The sequence below is a fragment of the Bradyrhizobium sp. GW821-FHT12B03 genome, assembly GCF_058807535.1.
In genome coordinates this window covers 246200-271963 of sequence record NZ_JBXAQU010000006.1, presented here as the reverse complement: position 1 = coordinate 271963, position 25764 = coordinate 246200, and the positions used below count along the sequence as shown (strand labels likewise).

29 protein-coding genes are annotated in these 25764 nt (G+C 64.1%); 20 read left to right on the top strand and 9 right to left on the bottom strand.

Annotated features, from left to right (window positions below):
- Positions 1-15: 15 nt before the first annotated feature.
- Positions 16-180: a Flp family type IVb pilin gene (locus AC1RUR_RS14705; RefSeq protein WP_492845076.1), complete on the bottom strand. Its 165-nt coding sequence runs from the start codon at positions 178-180 to the stop codon at positions 16-18.
- Positions 181-447: 267 nt separating this feature from the next.
- Here AC1RUR_RS14705 and AC1RUR_RS14700 point away from each other — a divergent pair, with 267 nt between their 5' ends.
- The 4 genes from AC1RUR_RS14700 (at position 448) to AC1RUR_RS14685 (ending at position 3354) form a co-directional block, all read left to right on the top strand.
- Entirely contained in the window at positions 448-1275 is an 828-nt protein-coding gene (locus AC1RUR_RS14700; RefSeq protein ID WP_492845074.1) for a sterol desaturase family protein, read from the top strand.
- Between the two features lie 165 nt (positions 1276-1440).
- A complete protein-coding gene (locus AC1RUR_RS14695) occupies positions 1441-1938 on the top strand; it encodes a pilus assembly protein N-terminal domain-containing protein (protein WP_492845072.1) in 498 nt (165 codons plus the stop codon).
- 237 nt (positions 1939-2175) lie between these two features.
- A complete protein-coding gene (locus tag AC1RUR_RS14690; protein ID WP_492845070.1) occupies positions 2176-2754 on the top strand; it encodes a TadE/TadG family type IV pilus assembly protein in 579 nt (192 codons plus the stop codon).
- Between the two features lie 21 nt (positions 2755-2775).
- Positions 2776-3354, top strand: a complete 579-nt coding sequence (locus AC1RUR_RS14685; protein WP_492845068.1) for a TadE/TadG family type IV pilus assembly protein — start codon at positions 2776-2778, stop codon at positions 3352-3354.
- Between the two features lie 102 nt (positions 3355-3456).
- Here AC1RUR_RS14685 and AC1RUR_RS14680 read toward each other — a convergent pair whose 3' ends face one another.
- The 3 genes from AC1RUR_RS14680 to AC1RUR_RS14670 form a co-directional block, all read right to left on the bottom strand.
- On the bottom strand, positions 3457-3669 hold the full coding sequence (locus tag AC1RUR_RS14680; protein ID WP_008131892.1) for a cold-shock protein: 213 nt from the start codon (positions 3667-3669) through the stop codon (positions 3457-3459).
- A gap of 270 nt (positions 3670-3939) precedes the next feature.
- A complete protein-coding gene (gene infA / locus AC1RUR_RS14675; RefSeq protein ID WP_008131890.1) occupies positions 3940-4227 on the bottom strand; it encodes a translation initiation factor IF-1 in 288 nt (95 codons plus the stop codon).
- Positions 4228-4250: 23 nt separating this feature from the next.
- Positions 4251-5822, bottom strand: coding sequence for a DEAD/DEAH box helicase (locus tag AC1RUR_RS14670; protein ID WP_492845067.1), 1572 nt, complete (start codon positions 5820-5822; stop codon positions 4251-4253).
- Between the two features lie 505 nt (positions 5823-6327).
- Here AC1RUR_RS14670 and urtA point away from each other — a divergent pair.
- The 16 genes from urtA to AC1RUR_RS14590 all read left to right on the top strand — a co-directional run bounded on the left by urtA (position 6328) and on the right by AC1RUR_RS14590 (position 21343).
- A complete protein-coding gene (gene urtA / locus AC1RUR_RS14665; RefSeq protein WP_492845066.1) occupies positions 6328-7656 on the top strand; it encodes an urea ABC transporter substrate-binding protein in 1329 nt (442 codons plus the stop codon).
- 96 nt (positions 7657-7752) lie between these two features.
- On the top strand, positions 7753-9360 hold the full coding sequence (gene urtB, locus AC1RUR_RS14660; protein ID WP_492845064.1) for an urea ABC transporter permease subunit UrtB: 1608 nt from the start codon (positions 7753-7755) through the stop codon (positions 9358-9360).
- A complete protein-coding gene (urtC, locus tag AC1RUR_RS14655; RefSeq protein WP_492845061.1) occupies positions 9357-10526 on the top strand; it encodes an urea ABC transporter permease subunit UrtC in 1170 nt (389 codons plus the stop codon). Before urtB ends, urtC begins: the two co-directional genes overlap by 4 nt.
- Before the next feature lie 5 nt (positions 10527-10531).
- Entirely contained in the window at positions 10532-11293 is a 762-nt protein-coding gene (gene urtD, locus AC1RUR_RS14650; protein ID WP_018646608.1) for an urea ABC transporter ATP-binding protein UrtD, read from the top strand.
- A gap of 88 nt (positions 11294-11381) precedes the next feature.
- Positions 11382-12077 (top strand): urea ABC transporter ATP-binding subunit UrtE, encoded by a 696-nt coding sequence (gene urtE / locus AC1RUR_RS14645; protein WP_194479504.1) that lies wholly within the window; start codon positions 11382-11384, stop codon positions 12075-12077.
- Positions 12078-12113: 36 nt separating this feature from the next.
- Positions 12114-12944, top strand: a complete 831-nt coding sequence (locus tag AC1RUR_RS14640) for an urease accessory protein UreD (protein ID WP_492845058.1) — start codon at positions 12114-12116, stop codon at positions 12942-12944.
- A 40-nt stretch (positions 12945-12984) separates the two neighbouring features.
- The gene (locus tag AC1RUR_RS14635) at positions 12985-13287 is read left to right on the top strand and encodes an urease subunit gamma (RefSeq protein ID WP_007605424.1); all 303 of its coding nucleotides are present in this window, start codon (positions 12985-12987) and stop codon (positions 13285-13287) included.
- A gap of 10 nt (positions 13288-13297) precedes the next feature.
- Positions 13298-13603 (top strand): urease subunit beta, encoded by a 306-nt coding sequence (locus AC1RUR_RS14630; RefSeq protein WP_008131873.1) that lies wholly within the window; start codon positions 13298-13300, stop codon positions 13601-13603.
- Between the two features lie 12 nt (positions 13604-13615).
- Positions 13616-14743 (top strand): patatin-like phospholipase family protein, encoded by a 1128-nt coding sequence (locus tag AC1RUR_RS14625; protein ID WP_492845056.1) that lies wholly within the window; start codon positions 13616-13618, stop codon positions 14741-14743.
- A 99-nt stretch (positions 14744-14842) separates the two neighbouring features.
- Positions 14843-14986 carry a hypothetical protein gene (locus AC1RUR_RS14620; RefSeq protein ID WP_492845054.1) on the top strand — a complete coding sequence of 48 codons (144 nt, stop codon included), beginning with the start codon at positions 14843-14845 and terminating at the stop codon, positions 14984-14986.
- Positions 14987-15064: 78 nt separating this feature from the next.
- Positions 15065-16780: an urease subunit alpha gene (gene ureC, locus AC1RUR_RS14615; RefSeq protein WP_492845052.1), complete on the top strand. Its 1716-nt coding sequence runs from the start codon at positions 15065-15067 to the stop codon at positions 16778-16780.
- 141 nt (positions 16781-16921) lie between these two features.
- On the top strand, positions 16922-17221 hold the full coding sequence (locus tag AC1RUR_RS14610) for a putative quinol monooxygenase (RefSeq protein WP_027530199.1): 300 nt from the start codon (positions 16922-16924) through the stop codon (positions 17219-17221).
- Positions 17222-17235: 14 nt separating this feature from the next.
- Positions 17236-17892, top strand: coding sequence for an urease accessory protein UreE (gene ureE, locus AC1RUR_RS14605; protein ID WP_492845050.1), 657 nt, complete (start codon positions 17236-17238; stop codon positions 17890-17892).
- On the top strand, positions 17873-18601 hold the full coding sequence (locus tag AC1RUR_RS14600; RefSeq protein WP_492845290.1) for an urease accessory protein UreF: 729 nt from the start codon (positions 17873-17875) through the stop codon (positions 18599-18601). Before ureE ends, AC1RUR_RS14600 begins: the two co-directional genes overlap by 20 nt.
- 161 nt (positions 18602-18762) lie before the next feature.
- A complete protein-coding gene (ureG, locus tag AC1RUR_RS14595) occupies positions 18763-19386 on the top strand; it encodes an urease accessory protein UreG (protein ID WP_492845048.1) in 624 nt (207 codons plus the stop codon).
- 298 nt (positions 19387-19684) lie between these two features.
- Entirely contained in the window at positions 19685-21343 is a 1659-nt protein-coding gene (locus AC1RUR_RS14590; protein ID WP_492845045.1) for a CHASE domain-containing protein, read from the top strand.
- Positions 21344-21351: 8 nt separating this feature from the next.
- Here AC1RUR_RS14590 and AC1RUR_RS14585 read toward each other — a convergent pair whose 3' ends face one another.
- The 5 genes from AC1RUR_RS14585 to AC1RUR_RS14565 all read right to left on the bottom strand — a co-directional run bounded on the left by AC1RUR_RS14585 (position 21352) and on the right by AC1RUR_RS14565 (position 25614).
- Positions 21352-21960 (bottom strand): TetR/AcrR family transcriptional regulator, encoded by a 609-nt coding sequence (locus tag AC1RUR_RS14585; protein ID WP_492845288.1) that lies wholly within the window; start codon positions 21958-21960, stop codon positions 21352-21354.
- A 102-nt stretch (positions 21961-22062) separates the two neighbouring features.
- The gene (locus AC1RUR_RS14580; protein WP_492845043.1) at positions 22063-23205 is read right to left on the bottom strand and encodes an OpgC domain-containing protein; all 1143 of its coding nucleotides are present in this window, start codon (positions 23203-23205) and stop codon (positions 22063-22065) included.
- Between the two features lie 315 nt (positions 23206-23520).
- Entirely contained in the window at positions 23521-23976 is a 456-nt protein-coding gene (locus tag AC1RUR_RS14575) for a hypothetical protein (protein WP_492845041.1), read from the bottom strand.
- Positions 23977-24052: 76 nt separating this feature from the next.
- A complete protein-coding gene (locus AC1RUR_RS14570; RefSeq protein WP_492845039.1) occupies positions 24053-24424 on the bottom strand; it encodes an ElaB/YgaM/YqjD family protein in 372 nt (123 codons plus the stop codon).
- 77 nt (positions 24425-24501) lie between these two features.
- Positions 24502-25614 carry an AI-2E family transporter gene (locus tag AC1RUR_RS14565; protein ID WP_492845037.1) on the bottom strand — a complete coding sequence of 371 codons (1113 nt, stop codon included), beginning with the start codon at positions 25612-25614 and terminating at the stop codon, positions 24502-24504.
- Between the last annotated feature and the right edge of the window lie 150 nt (positions 25615-25764).

Below are 25764 nucleotides of genomic sequence, written 5' to 3'. Positions count from 1 at the left end.
TCGTTTGTCGGTCGCTTACTTCAGCGAGGTGCTGATCGAGCCGAACTTGGTGTTCAGCGTGCTGCCGAGGTTGTTGACGACGGTGATGATGGCCAGCGCGATGCCGGCGGCGATCAGGCCGTATTCGATGGCGGTGGCGCCGGATTCATCCTTGGCGAAACGCGCAAGCAGGTTCTTCATGAACAAACTCCATCTGGGTTGGATCGCCTCGTTCGGCGCTGTCTTTGACGCGACGAACATGAAAGCCGAGCTCTTTCGGTAGAGTTAATTCGATCGTGCAAACCCGATTCCTGCGCGATGCTTTTGCCCAGAGTGAATTTCGCCTTAAGGCGGCAGCTGCAATTCGCTTCGGTTCCGAATGTGCCGCAAGCCCGCCTCCGGCTTCACCCTCCCTTAAATTTCGCGGAGTAGGCCTAGGAGGACCAGCAATCCGGAAGAGAGGCGACGATGTCGAGCCTGCCCATGCAAGTCGCCCTGATGCTCGGCGAGACCATCGCGAAGGTGGTCCCCGTCACGTTCGTGCTCGCGATGGTCTTCACGGTGCTCGAGCATTTCTGGGCCTGCAATCCAGGCGCGCCGTGGTGGCGCAAGCGGGAGATCGTCACCGACATCTGTTATTGGTTCTTCGTTCCGGTGTTCGCCCGCACCATGCGGATCGGGCTCTTGATCGCCGGTGCGAGCCTCCTCTTCAACATCCACGATGCCGACGATCTCATTGCCTTCTACGACAATGGCCACGGCCCGCTGTCGCAGTTGCCGCTTCCGGTGCAGGCCGTGCTGTTCCTGGTCCTGTCCGATTTCATGCTGTACTGGCTGCACCGGCTGTTCCATGGCGGCGAGTTCTGGAAGTACCATGCGATCCATCACTCCTCGGAGGAACTGAGCTGGATTTCGGCGGCCCGCTTCCATCCGGTCAATCTCATGCTCGGTACGATCGGCGTCGACGTCGTGCTGCTGATCGCCGGCATCTCCCCGAACGTCATGATCTGGGTCGCCCCGTTCACCACCTTCCATTCGGCCTTCGTGCACGCCAACCTGAACTGGACCTTCGGGCCGTTCAAATATGTGCTGGCGACGCCGGTGTTCCACCGCTGGCACCACACCCCCCTCGAAGAGGGCGGCGATACCAATTTCGCCGGGACGTTCCCGATCTGGGACGTGCTGTTCGGGACCTTCCGCATGCCGGAGGGGCAACTGCCGCAGGAATACGGCAAGGACGAAGCGACCATGCCGAAGGAGATCGCGGGCCAGCTCGCCTATCCGTTTCGCCGCTAGCGCGACCTCTCTGGCCGCCCGCGGCGGTAAAACGCCTGTCCGTTCAAACAATAGTCAGCGAATTTGCGGAACGTTCACGAATTGAGGGCAGGTTAGCGGGGTCGGGCACCGGCTCCGCTGTATCCAGTCGCTTCTGCCGGTTTGTGACGTCCCGGGGGTAAGAGTATGCGTAAAGAACTGCTGCGCCGTCGTGCGCGCGTCTGTCTTCTGGTTGCGGCTGCGGTGCTGGCATCGCCGGCTGCCGGCCTTGCCGAATCCACCGCCGACACCATCGCCGTCAATGTCGACCAGGCCAAGCTGGTCCGGCTGCCCGGCAAGGTGGCGACCATCGTGGTCGGCAATCCCCTGATCGCCGACGTCACGCTCCAGCCCGGCGGCATGATCGTCGTGACCGGGAAGGGCTACGGCGCCACCAACTTCATTGCGCTCGACCGGGCCGGCGAGATCCTGGTCGACCGGCAGATCCAGGTCGAAGGTCCGAGCGATCGGCTCGTCACCGTCTATCGCGGGATCGAGCGCGAGTCCTATAGCTGCATGCCGCTTTGCCAGCGTCGCGTGACGCTGGGCGACAGCGACAATTACTTCAACACCACGATGAGCCAGGCCGGTTCGTTGAGCAGCAATGCCAGCGGTAGCGCCGGCGCGGGCGCCAAAACCAACTAGCGCGACCGATTGGCGGCTTGGCCCGTGCACGATCGCACGGGTCGGGTCCGGATGCTTGCACGAGCGGGGAGGAGTTCGCCTCTCCGCGCATTCGTTTTCTGCGCGCCTCGGGTCGGTCCTGGTTAACGCCCCCTTAACGGCGCGATCCGCCGGCTGCGGCTCGCCTGAAACACTTAAACAATCAGTTTTAGCTATTGAACGGAGCAGATGATCGCCGCTCCCGGGGGATTTGACGCGATGCCATCGCCTGCACCTACGAGCTTCACGCTCCGAGCCGCGCTGCGCCGGTTTCGCGGCAGCCGCCGCGGTTCAGCAGCCGTCGAGTTCGCGCTGGTCGCGCCGATCTTCTTCGGGCTGCTGTTCGCCATCATCGAGACGGCGCTCATGTTCTTCGCCAGCCAGGTGCTGGAGACCATCACGCAGAATTCCGCGCGTGTGGTGCTGACCGGGCAGGCGCAATCCGGTTCCGTGACCTCCTGCGCCGTGTCCGGCGTGAGCACGCCCTGCACGCAAACGACCTTCAAGACCTACGTCTGCAGCCAGATCCCGGCGCTGTTCGATTGCAGCAAGCTCTATGTCGACGTCACGAGCTTCTCGTCCTTCTCGGCGGTGACGCTGTCGAGCCATATCGACGGCTCCGGAAATTTCGACACGACGATGGGCTACAGCCCGGGTAGCGCGGGCGACATCGTGGTGGTGCGTTTGTTCTATCAGTGGCCGCTGTTCGTCACCGGGCTCGGCTACAACATCTCCAATCTCACGGGCAACAAGCGGCTGCTGGTGGCCACGGCTGCGTTCAAGAACGAGCCTTACTGAGACAACGGATCGGGCGGAACGATGCAGGCGATTGCGAAATTCTGGCGGGCGACGCGCCTATCCGCGTACGAATTCCTTGCCGATGGCAGAGGTCTTGCGGCCACCGAATTCGCGGTGATCGTGCCGCTGATGCTGGTGATGTTCTTCGGCACCGTGGAGTTCTCCTCGGCCGTGGCGATCGATCGCAAGGTGACGCTGATGGCGCGGACGCTGTCGGACCTCACCTCGCAGTCGACCTCGGTCGGCGATACCGACATGACCAATTTCTTCGCCGCCTCGACCGGCATCATGACGCCCTATGCCGCCACGCCGGTGTCGGCGACGATCAGCGAGCTCTATGTCGATCCCACGACCTTGCAGGCGCATGTGCAGTGGAGCAAGGGATCCGTGCCGCGAACGGCGAAATCCGCGGTCACGATTCCGACGACGCTTGCGATCGGAGGCACCTATCTGATCTTCAGCGAGGTCAGCTACATCTACACGCCGTCGGTCGGCTATATGCTCAAGAGCGCGATCACGCTGAGCGACGTCGCCTACACCCGGCCACGCCAGTCCACCTGCGTCTATTACAGCCCGGATACGGCCTGCACGACCTACTGAGCGCACCCGGTTCTTCCATGAAAAAAGGCCGTGCGTTGCGCACGGCCTTTTCTGTTGTTTGGCTTGTTCGCTCGAGCCGATTCGGACCGAAGGTCCGCAGGCTCAGCCGGCGGAGCGAAGGTTGTCGGCGGCCGACTTGCCGGAACGGCGGTCAGCCACGATCTCGTAGGAGAGCTTCTGGCCTTCACGCAGCGTGCCGAGGCCGGCGCGCTCGACGGCGCTGATGTGGACGAACACGTCCTGTCCACCATCATCGGGCTGGATGAAGCCAAAGCCCTTGGTCGCGTTAAACCACTTCACGGTTCCCATGCTCACGGGGGTAGGTCCTTCTCAGATCACACAATGTAAGAGCCCGCTCGCGCAGGCCGGTTAGATCGAATTTCTGGAAGGGTCGTCAGCGTGTCTGAACCGGCTGTACCGGTGGATGCCAATGTCGTCCGGCCGAAAATCGATTAGCTTATTTTATTGGAAATAGGGCTCCGAAACAATCCTGACATGCACGATTTTTTGATCCGCCGTGACGTGCGCGGCGGATCAGCATACAGGTCAGAATTTTACTTCCGCAATTGACGCGCCGGAAGCCGATCAACGGCGGCGGAACTGGCCACCACGCTGTCCGGGACGGGGAGGTCCACCCACCCCACTGGGACGTTCGTCCTTGTGACGGAAAATCAGTCGGCCCTTCTCGAGATCATAGGGCGACATCTCCACTGTCACGCGGTCACCCGCGAGCGTCTTGATGCGGTTCTTCTTCATCTTGCCGGCGGTGTAGGCAACGATCTCGTGTCCGGCGTCGAGTTGCACGCGGTAGCGTGCGTCGGGGAGGATTTCGGTGACCAGTCCTTCGAACTGGATCAGCTCTTCCTTAGCCATGAATGTCTCCAGGTCGTGGACGGCTAGTGCGAGTAGGGTTTGCGGTTCGGTTGGCCGTTCGGCCGACTCTCGCGGCGCAAAAAGGCAACGCCTTGTATCCCATCAGACGTCCCGGCGCTATGCGCGGAACGCTGTTCCGGACGGTCGGTCGGCGAAGAATGCATCTTACCATTGGAGCGGCGGCGACGAGACCCCTTTGAGGCCTTCGGGCCGCTGCCGGGCCTTCCATCGACGTGGCGCGCGTCGCCATGCCGACCTTCACCGGGCCGTCCGTCACCCTGCTTGCCGGCGCTATGGTGACGCCCGTCGGCATGCCTTTCGTCGGCACGCCGTCCGTCACCGTGGCGTCCCTCACCATGCCTTGCGCCTTGCGGACGCTGGCCCGGGCGGCCCGGCCGGCCCTGCCGTTGCTGCGGCGGGGGAGGACCTGCATCGCGGCGACCGGCATCGGTGCGGAGGTCTTCGCGCGGCAGCGCCACCTTGATCAGCCGCTCGATGTCGCGGAGATAGGCGAGCTCCTCGCCACCTGCGACCAGCGAGATCGCGGTGCCTTCGGCGCCGGCGCGCGCGGTGCGGCCGATGCGGTGCACGTAGGTCTCGGGCACGTTGGGCAGGTCGAAATTGATGACGTGGGTGATGCCGTCGACATCGATGCCGCGGGCGGCGATGTCGGTGGCGACCAGCGTGCGGATGTCGCCGGAGCGGAACTGCGCCAGCGTGCGCTCGCGATGGTTCTGCGACTTGTTGCCGTGGATGGCGCTGGCGGCAATGCCGGCCTTCTCGAGCGTCTTCACCACCTTGTCGGCGCCGTGCTTCGTGCGGGTGAAGACCAGTGCGCGGTTGACCGGCTCCTGCTTCAACAGCTGGGCGAGGAACGCCGGCTTGGCCGAGAAGTCGACCTGGATAATGCGCTGCTGAATCCGCTCCACGGTCGAGGAGACCGGGGTCACCGCCACGCGGGCGGGGTCACGCAGCATGGAGTCGGCGAGCTCGGCGATGTCCTTCGGCATGGTGGCCGAGAAGAACAGCGTCTGCCGCTTGATCGGCAGCTTGGCGACGATTTTGCGGATGTCGTTGATGAAGCCCATGTCGAGCATGCGGTCGGCCTCGTCGAGCACGAGAAATTCGACGCTTCCAAGCTTCAGCCCGTTGCTCTGCACGAGGTCGAGCAGGCGGCCGGGCGTGGCGACCAGCACGTCGACGCCCTGCATCAGCGAGCGGACCTGACGGCCCATCGGCACGCCGCCAATGGCGAGCGTCGAGGACAGGCGCATATGGCGGCCATAAGCGTTGAAGCTGTCGAGGATCTGGCCGGACAGTTCGCGGGTGGGCGACAGCACCAGGACGCGCGCCGTCTTGGGCTGCGGCTTGATGCGGTTCTCGAGCAGGCGGTGCAGGATCGGCAGGGCAAAGGACGCGGTCTTGCCGGTGCCGGTCTGGGCGATGCCGACGACGTCGCGGCCGGTCAGCGCCGTAGGAATGGTCTGGGCCTGGATGGGGGTGGGGGTGACGTAGTTCTCCTCGGAGAGAGCGCGTGCGATCGGTTCGGCGAGGCCGAAGTCCTGAAACGAAGTCAAAAGATGGGTTCTTTCCATGTCAAAAGCGGGCGCCCGGCGCAATCAGCGCGGCGCGCGCAAAAGGGTGTCGAGAAGACACCTGCGTGTTTGGGGTGTCGGATGGCTTGGGAGATGTGGGGCAAGCCAGAGGCCCGTAGAGGGCTTAAGAACACGCGGCTCGCAACGACCCCTTGATTCGCAAGAGGTCTCGACCGTTCATATGGAACATCGGGCGGGCGCTTTCAAGGCAGGTCGGCCCCAAACGGCCATCGCGGTGCAGAAATAGTTATGCCGGAAATTTAGACAGAGGCAGCATTTTGCTCAAAAAATGAACCGTATGCCGCATTAGCATACATTTTATGGGCCTATTTTTTGAGCAATCGGACTGCGGCGAAACTTTGATTTCAGCCAAATTTTCTAATGAAAACAGGGGCTTGGTGTGTGTTCAGCCCATGGCATGGTTCTTGCGATTCCGTTAATCGCAGGCGGCCGTGGGGCCGTTTCGCAGCGTTTTTCACGTCTGCGTCAGGGAGATGATACACAAATGCTCACCAAATCCACTCACGATATAGCGGCGTCATTTAGCCGCCGCGGCGTGCTCGCCGCGACCGCCGGACTGATGCTCGGTCTGGCTTCCATTTCCGGTGCAAAGGCCGCGGACGACACCATCAAGGTCGGCGTGCTTCACTCTCTCTCCGGCACCATGGCCATCAGCGAAACCACGCTGAAGGACACCATCCTCTTCCTGATCGACGAGCAGAACAAGAAGGGCGGCGTGCTCGGCAAGAAGCTCGAGGCGGTCGTCGTCGATCCCGCTTCGAACTGGCCGCTGTTCGCCGAAAAGGCGCGCGAGCTGATCACCAAGAACAAGGTCTCGGTCGTGTTCGGCTGCTGGACCTCGGTGTCGCGCAAGTCGGTGCTGCCGGTGTTCAAGGAATTGAACAACATCCTGTTCTACCCCGTGCAGTACGAGGGTGAAGAGAGCGAGCGCAACGTGTTCTACACGGGTGCTGCGCCGAACCAGCAGGCGATCCCCGCCGTCGATTACCTGATGAAGGACGAGAAGGTGAAGCGCTGGGTGCTGGCGGGCACCGACTACGTCTATCCGCGCACCACCAACAAGATCCTGGAAGCCTATCTGAAGTCGAAGGGTGTCGCCCAGGAAGACATCATGATCAACTACACGCCGTTCGGTCACTCCGACTGGCAGACGATCGTGGCCGATATCAAGAAGTTCGGCTCGGCCGGCAAGAAGACCGCGGTGGTCTCGACCATCAACGGCGACGCCAACGTTCCCTTCTACAAGGAGCTCGGCAACCAGGGCATCAAGGCGAAGGACATCCCGGTGGTCGCGTTCTCGGTGGGTGAGGAAGAGCTCGCCGGCATCGACACCAAGCCGCTGGTCGGCCATCTCGCCGCCTGGAACTACTTCGAGTCGATCAAGACCAAGGACGGATCGAACGAGAAGTTCATCAAGGACTGGCAGGCCTACACCAAGAACCCGAAGCGCGTGACCAACGACCCGATGGAAGCGCACGTGATCGGCTTCAACATGTGGGTGAAGGCGGTCGAGAAGGTGAAGTCGACCGATCCGGACAAGGTGATCGACGCGCTTCCCGGCATCGAGGCGCCGAACCTGACCGGTGGCGTGTCGAAGATGCTGCCGAACCACCACATCACCAAGCCGGTATTCATCGGCGAGATCAAGGGCAACGGCCAGTTCGACGTGGTCTGGAAGACCCCCGGCCTTGTCGCGGGCGATGCCTGGTCGAAGGAGCTTGACGGCTCCAAGGACCTGATCGGCGACTGGGTCGGCAAGAAGTGCGGCAACTTCAACGTCAAGACCAACAAGTGCCTGGGCTCGGGCTCCTGATCCGGGGGCGACCGAACAAGGCCTGACGGCCAATCACGACCGGAGAAGGCGGCGATCCCGCCGCCTTCTCCACCATTTCTGCCGGGGTCATTCACAGTGCCAGCCAATTTGTCCGCCCGTCTCTGTTCGCTCCTGCTCTCGCTATTCCTGATCGCGTTCGCACTGCCGGCCTTCGCCGGTCCGTTCGAGGATGCGGTCGCCAAATTCGCCAATGATGATTATTCCGATACGGAAGAGGCGATCGGCGTGGTCGCGAGCAGCGGCAATCCGCTGGCTTTTCCCATCATCAGCGCGCTCCAGGACGGCCGATTGATGGCCGATCCGGACAGCAAGAAGGTCTACGTCACCGGCGCCGACGGCAAGTCGATCGATGCCGCGACCGGCCAGGCGGTGGCCAGCGTTCCCGACAGTGCAAGCGCGGTCCGCCTCAACAACCGTCTGCGCCGTAGCGTCGATGCCGCGGTCGGCAGCCTGACGCTACAGTCGCCGGATATCGGGACGCGCCTCCAGGCCGCGCAATCCGTCTTCAAGTCGCACGAAGAGACCGCGCTCGAGGCGGTCGATGCCGCGCTCGCCAAGGAAGCCAACAAATCGGTCAAGGCTGTACTGGGCGAGGCCCGCGCGGCGATCCTGCTGTTCAAGTCCGACGCCACCGAGGTCGAGAAGCTCGAGGCCGTCGCCACCCTCAAGGGGCGCGGCGACCAGGAAGCCTTGGCGCTGCTCACCGGCATGGGCGACCAGCCGGCCTCGGTGACCAAGGCCGCCGCGAGCGCGATCGGCTCGATCCAGTCTTCGCTCGCGGTGTGGTCCACGGTGCAGAACGCCTGGTACGGCCTCTCGCTCGGCTCGGTGCTGCTGCTCGCCGCGATCGGGCTCGCCATCACCTTCGGCGTGATGGGCGTCATCAACATGGCCCATGGCGAGATGGTGATGATCGGCGCCTACACCACCTTCGTCGTGCAGGAGGTGATCCGCACCCGCTATCCCGGCCTGTTCGACTATTCGCTGCTGGTTGCCGTGCCGCTCGCCTTTCTCGTCGCCGGCGCCATCGGCGTGCTGATCGAGCGCAGCATCATCCGCTTCCTCTACGGCCGTCCGCTGGAGACGCTGCTGGCGACCTGGGGCCTGTCGCTGGTGCTGCAGCAGGCGGTCCGCACCATGTTCGGCCCGACCAACCGCGAGGTCGGCAATCCCTCCTGGATGAGCGGCGCCTTCGAGCTCGGCCAGATCACCATCACCTACAACCGGCTCTGGATCCTCTGCTTCACGCTCGCCGTGTTCGCGATCCTGCTCGCGATGCTGCGCTACACCGCGCTGGGCCTGGAGATGCGTGCGGTGACGCAGAACCGTCGCATGGCGGCCTCGATGGGCATCGCCACCTCGCGCGTCGACGCGCTCACCTTCGGCCTCGGTTCGGGCATCGCGGGTATCGCCGGCGTGGCGCTGTCGCAGATCGACAATGTCAGCCCCAATCTCGGCCAGAGCTACATCATCGACAGCTTCATGGTCGTGGTGTTCGGCGGGGTGGGCAATCTCTGGGGCACGCTGGTCGGCGCCTTCACGCTCGGCATCGCCAACAAGTTCCTGGAGCCGGTCGCCGGCGCCGTGCTCGGCAAGATCGCCATCCTGGTGCTCATCATCCTGTTCATTCAAAAGCGGCCGCGCGGCCTGTTCGCGCTCAAGGGCCGTGCGGTGGAAGCATGACCCCTCACATGCTGACGCGATCGCTGGACCGCGGCGCGACGATCTTCCTGCTGGTCGTCGCCGCGCTGGGCGTGCTGATCCCGCTGTCCAACCTGCTGCTGCCTGCGGGCTCGTTCCTGCAAGTGCCGACCTATCTGGTCGCGCTCTGGGGCAAATATGTCTGCTACGCGATCCTCGCGCTCTCGATCGACCTGATCTGGGGCTATTGCGGCATCCTCTCGCTCGGCCACGGCGCCTTCTTTGCGCTCGGCGGCTACGCGATGGGCATGTACCTGATGCGGCAGATCGGCACCCGCGGCGTCTACGGCAACCCGATCCTGCCCGACTTCATGGTGTTCCTGAACTATTCCAAGCTGCCCTGGTACTGGTACGGCTTCGACATGTTCTGGTTCGCGGCGCTGATGGTGCTGGTCGTGCCGGGCCTGCTCGCCTTCTGCTTCGGCTGGCTCGCCTTCCGCTCCCGCGTCACCGGCGTGTATTTGTCGATCATCACGCAGGCGATGACCTATGCGCTGCTGCTCGCCTTCTTCCGCAACGATTTCGGCTTCGGCGGCAACAACGGCCTCACGGACTTCAAGGACATTCTCGGCTTCAACGTGCAGGCCGAGGGGACGCGCGCCGCGCTGTTCGCGCTGAGCTGCCTGGCGCTGATCGGCAGCTTCCTGATCTGCCGCGCCGTCGTGTCCTCCAAGCTAGGCAAGGTGCTGATCGCGATCCGCGACGCGGAATCACGTAGCCGGTTTCTCGGTTACCGCGTCGAATCCTACAAGCTGTTCGTGTTCACGCTCTCGGCCTGCATGGCTGGTGTCGCCGGCGCGCTCTACGTGCCGCAGGTCGGCATCATCAACCCGTCCGAATTCGCGCCGGGCAATTCGATCGAGGCGGTGATCTGGGTCGCTGTCGGCGGCCGCGGCACGTTGATAGGCGCCGCGCTCGGCGCCGTCGTCGTCAATTACGCCAAGACGTTCTTCACCTCGGGCATGCTGGCGCCGTACTGGCTGTTCATGCTGGGTGCGCTGTTCATCCTGGTGACGCTGCTGCTGCCGAAGGGCATCGTCGGCACCTTCAATGCATGGTGGGACCAGGCGAAGGAAAAGCGTACCGCGGCGACCACCGCGAGCGCTGCTGCCGAAGACGGCGTCACCGAACCCAAGATGGCGGAGTAGCGGTCATGAACGTCATGGACACCCGCGCGACGTCCGCAATGCTCTATCTCGATGGCGTGCACGTCTCGTTCGACGGCTTCCACGCCATCAACAATCTGTCGCTGACGCTCGAACCCGGCGAGATGCGTGCCATCATCGGCCCGAACGGCGCCGGCAAGACCACGATGATGGACATCATCACCGGCAAGACCAAGCCCGACGAGGGTACCGTGCTGTTCGACGGTGTCACCGACCTGACGCGGCTGGACGAGACCCGCATCGCCGAGCTCGGCATCGGCCGCAAATTCCAGAAGCCGACCGTGTTCGAGAGCCAGACCGTGCAGGACAATCTGCTGCTGGCGCTCAATGTCGATCACTCGGTCCGCGGCACGCTGTTCTGGCGCGGCAGCAAGGCGGAGTCTGAGCGCATCGACAAGGTGCTGGAGACGATCCGCCTCACCGAGGCCCGTAATCGGCTGGCCGGCAGCCTCAGCCATGGCCAGAAGCAGTGGCTCGAGATCGGCATGCTGCTGGCGCAGGATCCGAAGCTGTTGCTGGTCGACGAGCCCGTCGCCGGCATGACCGACGTCGAGACGCATCTCACTGCCGAGCTGCTGAAGGAAATCAACAAGACCCACACCGTCATGGTGGTCGAGCACGACATGACGTTCGTGCGCGAGCTCGGCGTCAAGGTGACCTGCCTGCACGAAGGCACGGTGCTCGCGGAAGGAACCATCGACCAGGTCTCGTCCAACGAGCGGGTCATCGAGGTTTATCTAGGTAGATAGCGAATGGCGAATAGGGAGTGGCGAATGGACCGGCCGTTTCTATTATTCGCTACTCGCCATTCGCTATTCACCCACAAAGGTGTTTCCGATGCTCGAAGTTAAGGACATCAACCTGTTCTACGGCGCGGCGCAGGCGCTGCGCGGCGTCTCGATTGCGGCCGAGCCCGGCAAGGTGACATGCGTGCTCGGGCGCAACGGTGTCGGCAAGACCTCGCTGCTGCGTGCCATGGTCGGGCAGTATCCGATCTCCTCGGGTGCGATCGTGTTCGACGGCAGCGACATCACGGGCCTGAAGCCCTATGAGCGCGCGCGCAAGGGCATCGGCTTCGTGCCGCAGGGCCGCGAGATATTTCCGCTGCTGACGGTCGAGGAGAACCTCAAGACCGGCTTCGGCCCGCTCAAGCGCCAGGACAAGAACATTCCGGACGACGTGTTCTCGCTATTCCCGGTGCTGCAATCCATGCTCGGCCGGCGCGGCGGCGACCTCTCCGGCGGCCAGCAGCAGCAGCTCGCGATCGGGCGCGCGCTGGTGATGCGGCCGAAGCTTCTCCTGCTCGACGAGCCGACCGAGGGCATCCAGCCCTCGATCATCAAGGACATCGGCCGCGCCATCTCCTACCTGCGCAACCTCGGCAACATCGCCATCGTGCTGGTCGAACAATATCTCGACTTTGCCTGCGAACTCGGCGACAGTTTTGCCGTGATGGATCGCGGCGCGGTGAAGTTCACCTGCGACCGGTCCAATCTCGACCCGGCCGAAATCAGCCGCCAGATGGCGCTGTAGGCCGAAAAATCCTGCCGCGACCGGCTGGGGAGACGGATGCGCAGCGACGCTTTGGCGACATCTTCGGTGTTCGAGGCCAACCGCGCCCGCGGCGCCGTCAGGTTCGATGTGCACGCCCGCGACGGCGTGACGCGGCGCGGCGTCTTGCATGAATCCGGTTCGCTCCGTGTCCGCTTTCCCTCGCCGGAAGACGAGGGCCTCTCCGGCGTCTTCGTCAATACGGCCGGGGGCGTTGCCGGCGGCGATCGCTTCGATATCGAAATCTCGGCGACGGACAGCTCGCGGCTGACACTGACGACGGCGGCCGCGGAGAAAGTCTATCGCGCGCCGGGCGCGGCGGCGGAACTCAACATTGCCTTGAAGGTGGGCGCGGGCTCGCATCTGTCCTGGTTGCCGCAGGAGACGATCCTGTTCGATCGCGCCCGGGTCAATCGCCGCTTCGACATCGATCTCGACGAGGCCGCCTCGCTCCTGCTCTGCGAGATCGTCGTGTTCGGCCGTACCGCCATGGGCGAGCGGATGGAGCAGGGCGAGTTCGTCGACCGCTGGCGCCTGCGCCGTGGCGGCCGGCTGGTGTTCGCCGAGACGGTCAGGCTCGACGGCAATATCGGCGCAAAACTTGTGCGACCGGCCGTGGCCAAGGGCGGTGCCGCGATCGGTACGGCGCTGGTGGTGCCCGGCGACGAGGCCCTGGTCGAGCGCCTCCGCGAGGCATCGGAGTCCTTCTCCGGCGAGGTCGGGATATCCGCCTGGAATGGCTTTGCAATGGCGCGGTTCTGTGCCCAAGATGCGGCGCGTTTGCGCGCCGACATGATGGCCGTGCTGGCGCGCACCGGGGCGGCGCTGCCGCGACTCTGGCTGAACTGATGACTGGCTGAATTGACGTGTTGAACGGAAGAGATTTCGCATGAACCTGTCTCCCCGCGAAAAGGACAAGCTTCTGATCTCGATGGCGGCGATCGTGGCGCGCCGCCGGCTGGACCGCGGCGTCAAGCTCAACCATCCCGAGGCGATCGCGATCATCTCCGATTTCATTCTCGAGGGCGCGCGCGACGGCCGCACCGTGGCCGAGCTAATGCAATCCGGCGCGCAGGTGCTGACCCGCGACCAGGTGATGCCCGGCATTCCCGAGATGATCCACGACATCCAGGTCGAGGCGACGTTTCCGGATGGCACCAAGCTCGTCACCGTGCACGAGCCGATCAGGTAGGAGCGCAAACATGATCCCCGGTGAACTCTTCATCCAGGACGGCGAGATCGAGCTCAATGCCGGCCGCAAGACCGTGACGCTGACCGTGGCCAACACCGGCGACCGTCCGATCCAGGTCGGCTCGCACTACCATTTCTTCGAGACCAACCCGGCGCTGAAATTCGACCGCAAGAAAGCCCGCGGCATGCGCCTCGACATCGCTGCCGGCACCGCCGTCCGCTTCGAGCCCGGCCAGACCCGCGACATCCAGCTCGTCGCACTCGCCGGCAAGAAGACCATCTACGGTTTTCGCGGTGACGTGATGGGGAAGCTGTGAGGCAAGCCTGGCATGGATACGCTCGCCAAGGATAAAGTCGAGATCGGGCTCGTGCTCCAGGGCGGCGGCGCGCTTGGAGCCTATGAGTTCGGGGCGATCGAGGCGCTGCTGGAATTGATGGATGCCATCGATACTCCTGGTAGGACCGTGACGCTGGTCGCGGTCACCGGCGTATCCATTGGCGCGATCAATGCTGCCTGCGTGGTCGGCGCCGCGGACCGGGCCGATGCGAGAGAGCGCCTGCAAGCCCTGTGGTCGGAGCTTTCGTTGGAGCCGCGAAACTACTGGTGGGGCATCGCCAACCGGGACCTCGCCTTGTTTGGCGTGCACGGCTTCTACAAGCCGCGTTATGATTACTGGAATGTCTTTGGCTGGACCAATTTCTACGACACCGAGCCCATGCTCGGAACGTTGAAGAAACACGTGGATTTCGCAGCGCTGAACGACAGTCCGACCGCCTTCATCGTCACCGCGGTCGATGTCTCGTCCGGCGAGCTGATGCGCTTCCGGAACCATCCGCACAAGGACGAGCCGCGAACCGAGATCGGGCCCCAGCATGTCCTGGCAAGCGGCAGCCTTCCGCCCGGATTTCCGCCAACGCCGGTCGGTGGCGCGAATTTCTGGGACGGCGGCATCGTCGACAATACGCCGCTCGGCGATGCCATCGATGCGTTCTCCGGATCGGACAATGTCGATCGCATTCTGGTCGTGATGAACCTTTTTCGAAGCAAGCGTGCTGCGCCGAAGAACATGATCGAGGTCAACGACCGCCTGAGTGAGCTGCGCTACGGCAACCGGCTTCGTCAGGACGGCGCAAACGCAGCGGTCATCAATGAACTGTTGCAGACCGTCGAGGCGCTCTACGCGGCTGTCCCCGAAGAGGCGCGTGATTCGCAGCTGGTCGGACGGGTTTTGGACGCGCAGCGCTTCAAGACACTGGGCGCGATCACCAACATCGATCTGGCCGATGCCGATCTCATGAAGGAGGCCCGCCTTTCCCTGGAGTCCCAGGATTCCGGAGCCTTTCGCGATTTTTCGACCGCAGGGATTCAGCGGCGTCGCAAGGCCGGATATCAACTTGCGCAATTGAAGCTCCAGGACTTGTTCAAGATGCGCGGCTTGCTGCCGGCGCTTCATTGACCAGGAGTTCGCCGGTGATTTCTCCGATCCGCCTCGTCTCCGAAGCCGCCGAGCTGGCCGCGCGCCGGCACAACGGAATGGCGCGCAAGGGGCGGGGCAATGAGCCCTACATCAACCATCTCGCCGAGGTCGCGAATTCATTCCGACTTGACCGCCGACGAGCGCGACGATCTGGTCGACTACACCGGTTGGGCCGAACAGGTGGTCGCGGGCTGTCGCGGGGGCACCGATGGCCCGACCTGAAGTTCGACGACGCGGTGCGAACGGCGAGGGCTTCGCTGTGAGCGCTGATCAGAAATTCAAAAGCAAACGGGGCTTGTGATGTCCGTCAAAATGAAGCGTTCCGTCTATGCCGACATGTTCGGCCCGACTACCGGCGATAAGGTGCGGCTGGCCGATACCGACCTCATCATCGAGGTCGAGAAGGATTTCACCACCTATGGCGAGGAGGTGAAGTTCGGCGGCGGCAAGGTGATCCGCGACGGCATGGGGCAGTCGCAGGTCACGAACAAACAGGGCGCGGCTGACACCGTCATCACCAATGCGCTGATCGTCGACCATTGGGGCATCGTGAAGGCGGACGTCGCCATCAAGGAGGGCATGATCTCCGCGATCGGCAAGGCCGGCAATCCCGACATCCAGCCGGGCGTCACCATCATCATCGGCCCCGGCACGGACGTGATCGCGGGCGAGGGCAAGATTCTCACCGCCGGCGGCTTCGACAGTCACATCCATTTCATCTGCCCGCAGCAGATCGAGCACGCGCTGATGTCTGGCGTCACCTCGATGCTGGGCGGCGGCACCGGTCCGTCGCACGGCACCTTCGCCACCACCTGCACGCCGGGGCCCTGGCATATGGGGCGGATGATCCAGTCGTTCGATGCCTTCCCGGTCAATCTCGGCATCTCCGGCAAGGGCAACGCCTCGCGGCCCGCCGCGCTGGTCGAGATGATCAGGGCCGGCGCCTGCGCGCTAAAACTGCACGAGGATTGGGGCACGACGCCGGCCGCGATCGACAACTGCCTGTCGGTTGCCGATGACTATGACGTCCAGGTCATGCTGCATTCCGACACGCTGAACGAATCCGGTTTCGTCGAGGACACCATCAAGGCGTTCAAGGGCCGCACCATCCACGCCTTCCACACCGAAGGCGCCGGTGGCGGTCATGCCCCTGACATCATCAAGGTCGCGGGCCTGAAGAACGTGCTGCCGTCCTCGACCAACCCGACGCGGCCCTTCACGCGCAACACCATCGACGAGCATCTGGACATGCTGATGGTGTGCCACCACCTCGATCCCTCGATCGCGGAAGATCTGGCGTTTGCCGAAAGCCGTATCCGCAAAGAGACCATCGCCGCCGAGGACATCCTGCACGACCTCGGCGCGCTCTCCATGATGTCCTCGGATTCGCAGGCGATGGGCCGCCTCGGCGAGGTCATCATCCGGACCTGGCAGACCGCCGACAAGATGAAGAAGCAACGCGGCTCGCTGCCGCAGGACAAGGGCAAGGACAACGACAATTTCCGCGTCAAGCGCTACATCGCCAAATACACCATCAATCCCGCGATCGCGCACGGCGTGTCGAAGCTGATCGGATCGGTGGAGAAGGGCAAGCTCGCCGATCTCGTGCTGTGGTCGCCGGCCTTCTTCGGTGTCAAGCCGGACTGCATCGTCAAGGGCGGCATGATCGTCGCAGCGCCCATGGGCGATCCCAATGCCTCGATCCCGACGCCGCAGCCGGTGCACTACCAGCCGATGTTCGGCGCCTTCGGCAGGGCGCGCACGGCGTCCTCGGTGGTGTTTACGTCAAAGGCCGCGATCACCGGTGGCCTCGCACGAAAACTCGGCATCGAGAAGAAGCTCTATGCGGTCCAGAACACCCGCAGCAAGATCTCGAAAAAGAGCATGATCCACAACGACGCCACGCCCAATATCGAGGTCGATCCGGAGACCTATGAGGTGCGCGCTGACGGCGAACTGCTCACCTGTGCGCCTGCCGAGGTGCTGCCGATGGCGCAGCGCTATTTCATGTACTGAAATAGCGCCTCAACGCATGTCCCTGGCGCAGGTCGCACTGTATGGCCCCGGGTGCGGCTTTTCCGGTTTTGCGTTCGATCCCACCTGGTCTAATGTCCCGCCCGGTATCTGAACCCAGAAGAAAAGCCGGGAGGATTTCTCGTGATCTATGTCGTTGCCACCTTGACCATCAAGCCCGAGACGCGCGCCGAATTCATTGCAGCCGCCACCGCCTGCATCAAGGAGACGCGGAAGGAGCCCGGCAATATCGCCTATGATTTGCATGAGAGCGTCACCGACCCCTCCAAGATGGTGTTCGTCGAGCAGTGGGAGAATGCCGAGGCATTGGTGCCGCACCGTGGCCAGGAGCACATGAAGACGTTCGGCCGCGTCGCGGTGAAATGCTTCACGGCACCGCCGAAGATCGAAGTGATCACGCCCGAGAAGGTCGAGACACGGTAACAGGGTAGAAGCCAATGATCCGGGCGACGCAGGTTAAGGGACAGCACCGTTTCGCGGAGACGCCGGCGGATACGGTCGTGCTCGATTTCGACGATCGGCACCGCCGCCGCATGGCGATGACGGGGACGCGGGGCCTCGAATTCCTGCTCGACCTGGAGAACGCCGTCGCGCTGCGCGGCGGCGACGCGCTGGTGCTGGAGGACGGCCGGCTGGTCGAGGTGGTCGCGGCGCCCGAGCCGCTGCTGGAAATCCGCGGCCGCGATCCGCACCACCTCATCCGCGTCGGCTGGCACCTCGGCAACCGTCATCTGCCGACGCAGATCATGGCCAAGGCCTTGCGCATCCGCCGCGATCACGTCATCGAGGCCATGGTGAAGGGGCTTGGCGCGCGTGTTGTCGAGATCGAGGCGCCGTTCGATCCCGAAGGCGGCGCCTATGCCGATGCCGGTCACGCGCATGGGCACGACGACCATGCCCACCACGATCATGGCGACCATCACCATGATCATCGCGGTCACGATCATCATGACCACCATGGCCATGATCATCATGGCCACGACCACCATGATCATGCCGCGCATGACCATGGGCATGATCACCACCATCACGACGAGCATTGCGACCATCCCGACCACCACCACGGCCACAAGCATGCTCATGACCACAAATGAGCCGGTCAATGCCGGCGACCTCGCCGCGCGCGAGGCGGCGGCGCTGTACAGGCTGATGACCTGGCTGTCGCCGGCGTTTCCCGTCGGCGGCTTTTCCTATTCCAGCGGCATCGAATGGGCGGTCGAGGCGGGCGATATCACCGACACGGCGACGCTCGCCGACTGGCTCGATGCGATGCTCGGCGACGGCTCGGGCTTCTGCGACGCGACGTTCCTGGTCCATGCTTACCGTGCCGCTGAGGCTGGCGATGACGCCGCCTTGAACGATGCCGCCGAGCTCGCGAGCGCCTTCGTGCCCTCGCGCGAGCGGCAGCTCGAGACGACATCGCAGGGGCGCGCCTTCATCGACATCTCCCGCGCCGCGTGGGATGCGGAGGGGCTGGATGCCATGGTTGCGGCATGCAGCACGCCATTGGTCTACCCCGTCGCGGTCGGTGTGGTCGCCGCGATGCACGGCGTTCCGCTGGCGCCGACGCTGCACGCCTTCCTGCACGCCGTGGTCTCGAACTGGATTTCCGCGGCCAGCCGGCTCATTCCGCTCGGCCAGACCGACAGCCAGCGCGTGCTGGTGAGGCTGGAAGCCGCGGTTGCCGCGACCGCCAGCCGTGCGCTGAGCGCGACGCTGGACGACCTCGGCAGCGCGACGTTTCGCGCTGATCTCGCCAGCCTGCGGCACGAGACGCAATATACGCGGCTGTTTCGGTCGTGAACGGGGCGCGCCGTATTCCGTCGTCCCGGCGAAGGCCGGGACCCATAACCACAAATGGATGTGGTTATGGAGGGATGTGGCCACAGCCTGCCCCATCAACTGAGTCCGGCGGCTATGGGTCCCGGCCTTCGCCGGGACGACACTAGGAGAGAGCGAGCGACATGTCGAAATCTCACGGCCCCTTGCGTGTCGGCGTCGGCGGTCCGGTCGGATCGGGCAAGACCGCGCTGATGGATCTGCTCTGCAAGACCATGCGCGAGCGCTACGACATCGCCGCGATCACCAACGACATCTACACCAAATGGGATGCCGAATTCCTGGTGCGTTCGGGCTCGCTGACGCCGGATCGCATCGCCGGCGTCGAGACCGGCGGCTGTCCGCACACCGCGATCCGCGAAGATGCCTCGATGAACCTGGCTGCGGTCGCGGACATGCGAGCGAAATTCCCGGGGCTCGACCTCGTGCTGATCGAATCCGGTGGCGACAATCTCGCTGCCACTTTTTCCCCCGAGCTTGCCGACCTCACCATCTACGTCATCGACGTGGCGGCCGGCGACAAGATCCCGTCCAAGGGCGGTCCCGGCATCACCCGGTCCGACCTTCTGGTCATCAACAAGATCGATCTTGCGCCCCATGTCGGCGCCTCCCTGGAGAAGATGGAGACGGACGCCAAGCGCATGCGGGGCGCGCGCCCCTTCGTCATGACCAACCTGAAGAAGAGCGAGGGGCTCGACCGTATCGTCGGCTTCATCGAGGCCAAAGGCGGCCTGAAACGGCCGGGCTGACCGACGCGACGACTTGGCACAGGCGTTTTCTGCCGTTAACGCCTGAGGCAGCACCGTATCCGCGGAACAAATTTCGGACATGGCGATTGATTACCTCCGGTACCCGGGGCAAATCCATTCCGGCCGGACGACCGGCCGGGCGGATTAAGCTTTTCAGGCGACCCAAGTTGCGTACTGATGCCTCCTCCTCCATTATCTCTGCCACCGGGGTTCACCCTGTTTCGGCACATGGCCGTTCGAGCGGCGTTCATATGCTCCGTGTTTATTGCCGACCTCCCGCTTTTGTCTGAGTAGTCGCGTGGTCCGGCTGGGTTTCATCATCGGCTTCATCGCTCTGCTCGGGGCCTTGCTTTCCGGGCTTGCCGCCTATCGCGTCCATGACCAGGAGCTGGCGCTGGACCGGATCGCGCTCGCGCGTGCGATCGACGTCCATGCGAGCCTGGTGCAGGACCGGCTGACCGAGCGCGAGCTGCTCGCGCGTGTCGCCTCAGGCCTGTTCCGCGCGCCATCGGTGCTCAAGCCCAACATGCTGGAGCCGCTGCGCTCGGCGATCTACGCCTTCAAGACCGATTTCGTGGTGGCCGGCTGGGTCGCTCGCCTCCAGCCGAACGAACTCGCTGCGGCGCAGGCGGCGATCGCGGCCGCCGGATTCCCGAAGCCGCAAATTCGCGACTACGGCGACAAGCCGATCGATCCTGCAAGCCTCACCCAGCCGATCGACGTGCTGATGGATCTCGAGCCGCGCAGCGACGAGACCAAGGCGCTGCCGGGCCGCAGCTATGACCAGGACCCGGTGCGCAGCGCGATGCTCGCCCGGGCCAGGATCGAGAAGCGGTCGGTCGCCTCCGATCCGGTGCCCCTCCTGCGTGCGAACGGGCCGGTCGGCGTGATCGTCGCGGCTCCCGTCATTCCCGAAGGCGCGACCGAGCCCGTCGGCTTCATCACATTCTCCTATGAGCTTGCGTCGCTCATGCTGACCAACGACGACATGTCGTTGTTCGCGGTCGCGCTCAAGGACCCGCGCAAGGACGGCGGCGAGCTCGTCGCCAACGACCAGGGTATTGTCTCCACGCGCATGGCGGCGGTGGACGGGCCAGCACCATCGGCGACGCGCACGGTGAGTTTCGGCGGCCGCGACTGGCAGCTCGGCTATTACGCAAAGACCAATTCGGCGCGGCGTGCCGAGCAGACCGCGATCATCGTGGCGGCGATCGGCTTTGCGATCACCGCGATGGTGTGCGGCCTGTTCGGCTATGTCGCCTACAACAATCTGAGGCTCAGCCGGGAAATCCAGGTGCGGATCGGCTTCGAGCGCCGCCTGACCGCCGTCATCGACGAGCTCAACCACCGGGTCAAGAACATCCTGGCCGTGATCCAGTCGATCGTGACGCGCACGCTGCGCCACGGCTCGGACATCGACGTCGCGCGCGAGCTGCTGATCGGCCGCATCCACGCCATGTCCAACGTGGTCTCGCTGCTCAGCGAGAGCCAGTGGCAGGGCGTCAAGCTGAAGGGCCTGTTCGAGGCGCGCGCCATTCCACATGCGGACCGCATCGCCGTCACCGGTCCCGACATCGCGGTCAGCGCCCGCGCGGCGCAGAGCCTGTCACTTCTCTTCTTCGAGCTCGCCTCGCATTCCGACGAAGGCCTCTCGCTGGTCGGCAAGCATCCGCACATCACCGCCAACTGGACGGTGACGGGCGAGGCGGACGATGAGGTCTTCCATTTCCGCTGGGAGGAGTTCAACACCAGCGAGGCGACGCGTCGCCCGGATTCCGATTTCGGCCTGATCCTGCTCGACCGCGTCGCGCCCGAAGCGCTCGGCGGCACCGCCAAGCGCTATTTCACCGACGTCTCCTACGTCTACGAGCTGACCGCGCCGATGGAGACGGTCATCGACATGACCGAGCGCGATCGCACCGACAAGATCTCGGCGCCGGTGAGGCCCGCACGATAGTCGCGCGGCTATCCCTTCGGCCGCAACACCAGGTCGACCAGGTTGCGTGCGTAGGCCGGCGTGATCGGCGCGATGCCGAAGACGTAGCGATAGAACAGAGCGCCATAGATCGCATCATAGAGATCCTCGGGCGCCGCCGTGGCCAGGATGCTGCCGTCCTTCTGGCCCGCCGCAATCATCTCCACCAGCGCGTCGCGGCGGAATTGCAGATAGCGCGCATAGAACAGCTCCGCCGAGCCGGTCTTCGAGATGCATTCGGAGATGACGGCAAGCTGGACCTTGCCGAACTCGCCCTGGAGCGCCTCGGCATAGGCTGCGGCGTGGCGGCGCGCGCGTGCCGCGGGTGTGCCGGAACTCTCGGGGGGCAGCGGCAGCATCTGCGCGGCGTGATGGAGAAAGGCGTCGATCAGCAGCGCCTCGCGCGATGGCCACCATTTGTAGATCGTCATCTTGGAGACGCTGGAGTGGCGCGCGACCGCGTCGATGGTGGTGGCGGCAAGACCGGTGGCGGCCATCATCGCATAGGCGCTTTCGAGGATGGCATGGGTGGTCTCGATCGACCGCGGCCGCCCGCGCCGGGGCGCGCTGTCAGCCTCGTCACCCCCGCCTTTCGCCATCGCCACGCCAAATCTCCTTACGCAGAGCACCCATACGCAGAGTCACTCCGCATAGCGCAGCCACAGCTCTCGGCCTAGCAGAATCGCACGATTATCATGTGGTCAGGCCTGCTGCCGGAGGGCCGCAGGCAGGTCCTGTCGCTTCGACCAGGTGATGTAATAGGCGACCGCTGTCATCGCGGCGAAGCCAATGACGCTCACCGCGACCTGCATCACCACCAGGTTCGGCCCGGTGATCAGGATGAGGTGACCGGCGAAAGAGAGGAACACGGCAACGCAGAACACCGCGAGCCATTCCTCGCCGCATATGATCACCGCCCGAAGCGGCCGCCATTTCAGGCCGGGATGATCGGCCGGAATGAGATGGGTCGCAATGAACGCGAGCGCGAGGAAGTGGATCACCCGATAGGGTGCGAGGTTTTCCTTGTCGGTCGGCGCGATGCTGTTGAGCAGCAGATCCGGCAAATAGGCGGACAGCGCCGGCACGTGGCGCATCAGGGTGACGGCCATCGCGAAGACGAGATAGGCGCCCGCGAGGATCCGCAGCCAGGACATGCCGTGCAGCGCGCGCCCGGGCGAGCCTGTCACCGCGAACCAGCCGCCCAGCACCATCAGCATCTGCCAGCACAGCGGATTGAAGGTCCACTCCTGGTCCGGATAGACCCTGAAATTCCAGTCGAACCAGCGCGCCGCGACGTATAGCGCGACCGATGCCGCCAGCGTCAGGTTCGGCCGTCGCAGCAGGCCCCACAGCGCGAACGGGAAGAACGCCATCAGCGGGATCATCAATTGCAGCAGGTCGAGGTTCAGCGGCTCTTCCTGGAGCACGAGGCCGCGGACCAGGATGCGCAGCGGATGCTCGAGAATGCCCGAGATGTTGTATTCGTGGATGATCTCCGGCGCCATCGATTGCGAGGCCACGTAGGCGATGGTGTCGATATAGATCACGAACAGCACGACATAGGCGGCGTAGAGTCGCCAGACGCGGCGAAAGATGCGTGTCGCCGCGACGACATAGCCGCGCTCCAGCGCCATCCTGCCGTGGATGATGGCGACGCCATAACCCACCACGAACACGAACAGGTCGGCGGCGCCGCTGAAGCCGAAATTGCGCAGCGTCAGCAGATTGACGACGTTGTTCGGGATGTGGTCGACGAACACCGACCAGTTGGCGATGCCCAGCGTCAGATAGAGCCTGGCGTCGTGATGGAATGCGGCGAGGTTCGCCTTGACGGACGGTTTCATTGAGTAAAATAGCTTTGAGAATCAGGGTGATGCTTTTACCGGCAACCGCCTGCCTATCCGAGTAGCGTTTGCGTGAGTGGGGCCGGTTCGTCCTAACTGGTGAAAAATTACGCAAGGTCCGCCGGTGCGTTCGCGCGTGCGCGTTTGGCCTGCCTGGGACGCAATTTTTGCAAAGGGAGCACGGTCTACTCTGCGGTCGCGGTCCGCGCCTCAGAGCTCGGCGGCCCGGCGGTGTGAGATTCACGATCGGTGCGCTCGGGCCGATCGCCCTGCCGCAGCGGGGCGTAAGTCATGTCGGGCACGGCGCCCGCGCCGTCACTCGGCAGGCTCAGCCGATGCTTCGTCGGAGACACCGGCCCGGCTTGCCATGATTCCGAGTGCGACGCCGCCGATCGCCAGGATCGGCAGCAGCCGCTTCACTCCGATGGCGCGAACGATCTGGAGCCCCGTGGCAAGCAGCATGGGATCGGCGAGCATGCTCGGGGCCGCCGACTTCGCGGCGCGTTCGGCGGCGATCCGGGCGCGCTTCTGCGCCTCGCGCTTGTAGCCCCAATAGGTGCCCGCCACGGTGAGCGTCAGCAGGAAGAAGATGCCGGCGCCGGCGAGGCAGGCCTGCACCGGGCCGTATTTTTCCAGCACCGAGATGAACGCGGCCGCGCAAAGAAAGCACGTCGTGATGAACAGCGCGAATGCGGCGCCTGCGGCGAGCGACGTCAGACGGACCGTCGTCCCCGTCGATGCGCTGATGCCGTTGATAATGCGCTGAAACATGCCTTGCTCCTCAATCCCCCACAAGCCCGAGGCGGCGGCGGCCTTGCCGCCGCGATCTCAGGGTCCGTCCCGCGTTCTACCGGCGCCAGGCGGCGCCGATCAGGAAGCCGATGCCGAGCGCAATACCGACGGTCGCGAGCGGCCGCGCGGTGATGGTGTCCTCCAGCGTCTCCTCGAGCGAGCCATAGGCATCCTGCGCCGCGCCCATCATGGCGCTGCCGCGCTCGGACATGTCGTCGAGCGTCGAATCCATGTTCTCGCGGGCCTGCTTGTAGCCGCGCCGGGCTTGCTTTCCCGCGGAATTGGCGAACGTGTTGAGCGCGTCGGTGATCTGGTCGGTGAGGGCGGCGATATCGTTTTTCACGGCTGCTACATCCTTCTCGAGGCGTTCTGCGGTGGCTTTGTCAGTCCAGTCTCTCATCCTGGTTTCGCCGTCGGTTATTGACATGACAGGCTCCGAACTGTTGGCGGTGAGATGAGCGGAAAACGTTTCGTTGTGGGGTAAGTTCCGTTCGCGGGAGCCCGTCACGCCTGCGGGAGCTGCGGCGAATTCTCCGGCAACAGATGCTCCTTCAGGATCAGCCCCACGATCAGCAGCGGCGACGACAGGAACGCGCCCATCGGGCCCCACAGCCAGGTCCAGAACGCGAGCGCGATGAAGACGGCGAGCGCGTTCAGCGCCAGTCTCCGGCCGATGATGGTCGGCGTGACGAAGTGCCCTTCCAGGAAGGTGATGCCGCCGAAGGCGAGCCCCGCCATCAGTCCGCCGCCGATGGTCGGGAAGGCGACGAGTCCCACCACGACCAGGACGATGAACATCGCGACCGGTCCTATGATCGGGATGAAGTTGAGCGCGGCCGCCAGTGCGCCGAGCCCGGCCGGGTTTGGCATGCCGGTGATCGCGCAGACGATGCCGGTCGCGATGCCGACGCCGATATTGATGACGGTGACGGTCAACAGGTAGTTGCCGAGGTGGACCTCGATCTCGTTGAGAATCCGCAGCGTGCGCAGCCGCGCGTCGCGGTCGCCGAAATTCATGATCAGCGCCCGCCGCAGGTCGCGCCAGCTTGCGATGAACAGGATCAGGGTGGCGAAGAACAGCAGGAATTCGGCGAAGGTCGGCGAGAGGAATTCCAGCATCGGCTGCACCCATTCGGCTTTCGGCAGCGGGAGGCTTGGCAGCCCCTCGGACCCGCCGACCATGGTTTGCAGCTCCTTCCACAGCGCCAGCGGCCGGTCGAAGACATGCAGCTTCTCCTTCAACTGCGCGCCCAGCTCCGGCAGGCGCGAGCTCCACTCCATTGCCGGCACGGCAATCAGCGCGACGACGAAGGCGACCACCGTCGTCACCGCGATCACGATCAGAACTGCGCCGAGAGCGCGCGGCACGTGACGCCGTTCCAGGAAACTCGCCGCCGGTGACAGCATGGTACCGGCGACGACGGCCATCACCACTGGGAGGAAGAACGCCTTGGCGAAATAGAGCACCGCGATAGTGGCGATCAGGAGCAGGCCGGCGAGCGCATAGGCAACGAACTCGGTGCGGCGGACGATCGGCGGCAGCTCGCTGCGACTGTCGGGAAGCGGGGCGCCCTCGTTGTTGCCGGAAAGCAGACGTTCACTGGGAAGGACGCGCACAATATCTCTCCCGCACGGAGGTCTCCGGGCGCCCATAGGTCAACAGGAAACGCCGGAGCAGCACTGCGGTTCCATCGCGGCCTCGTGAAGTTGCGCTCGCTTGACTGTGACATGGTCGCCGCATCGAGCGATGGAACTTGAGCCGGTTCG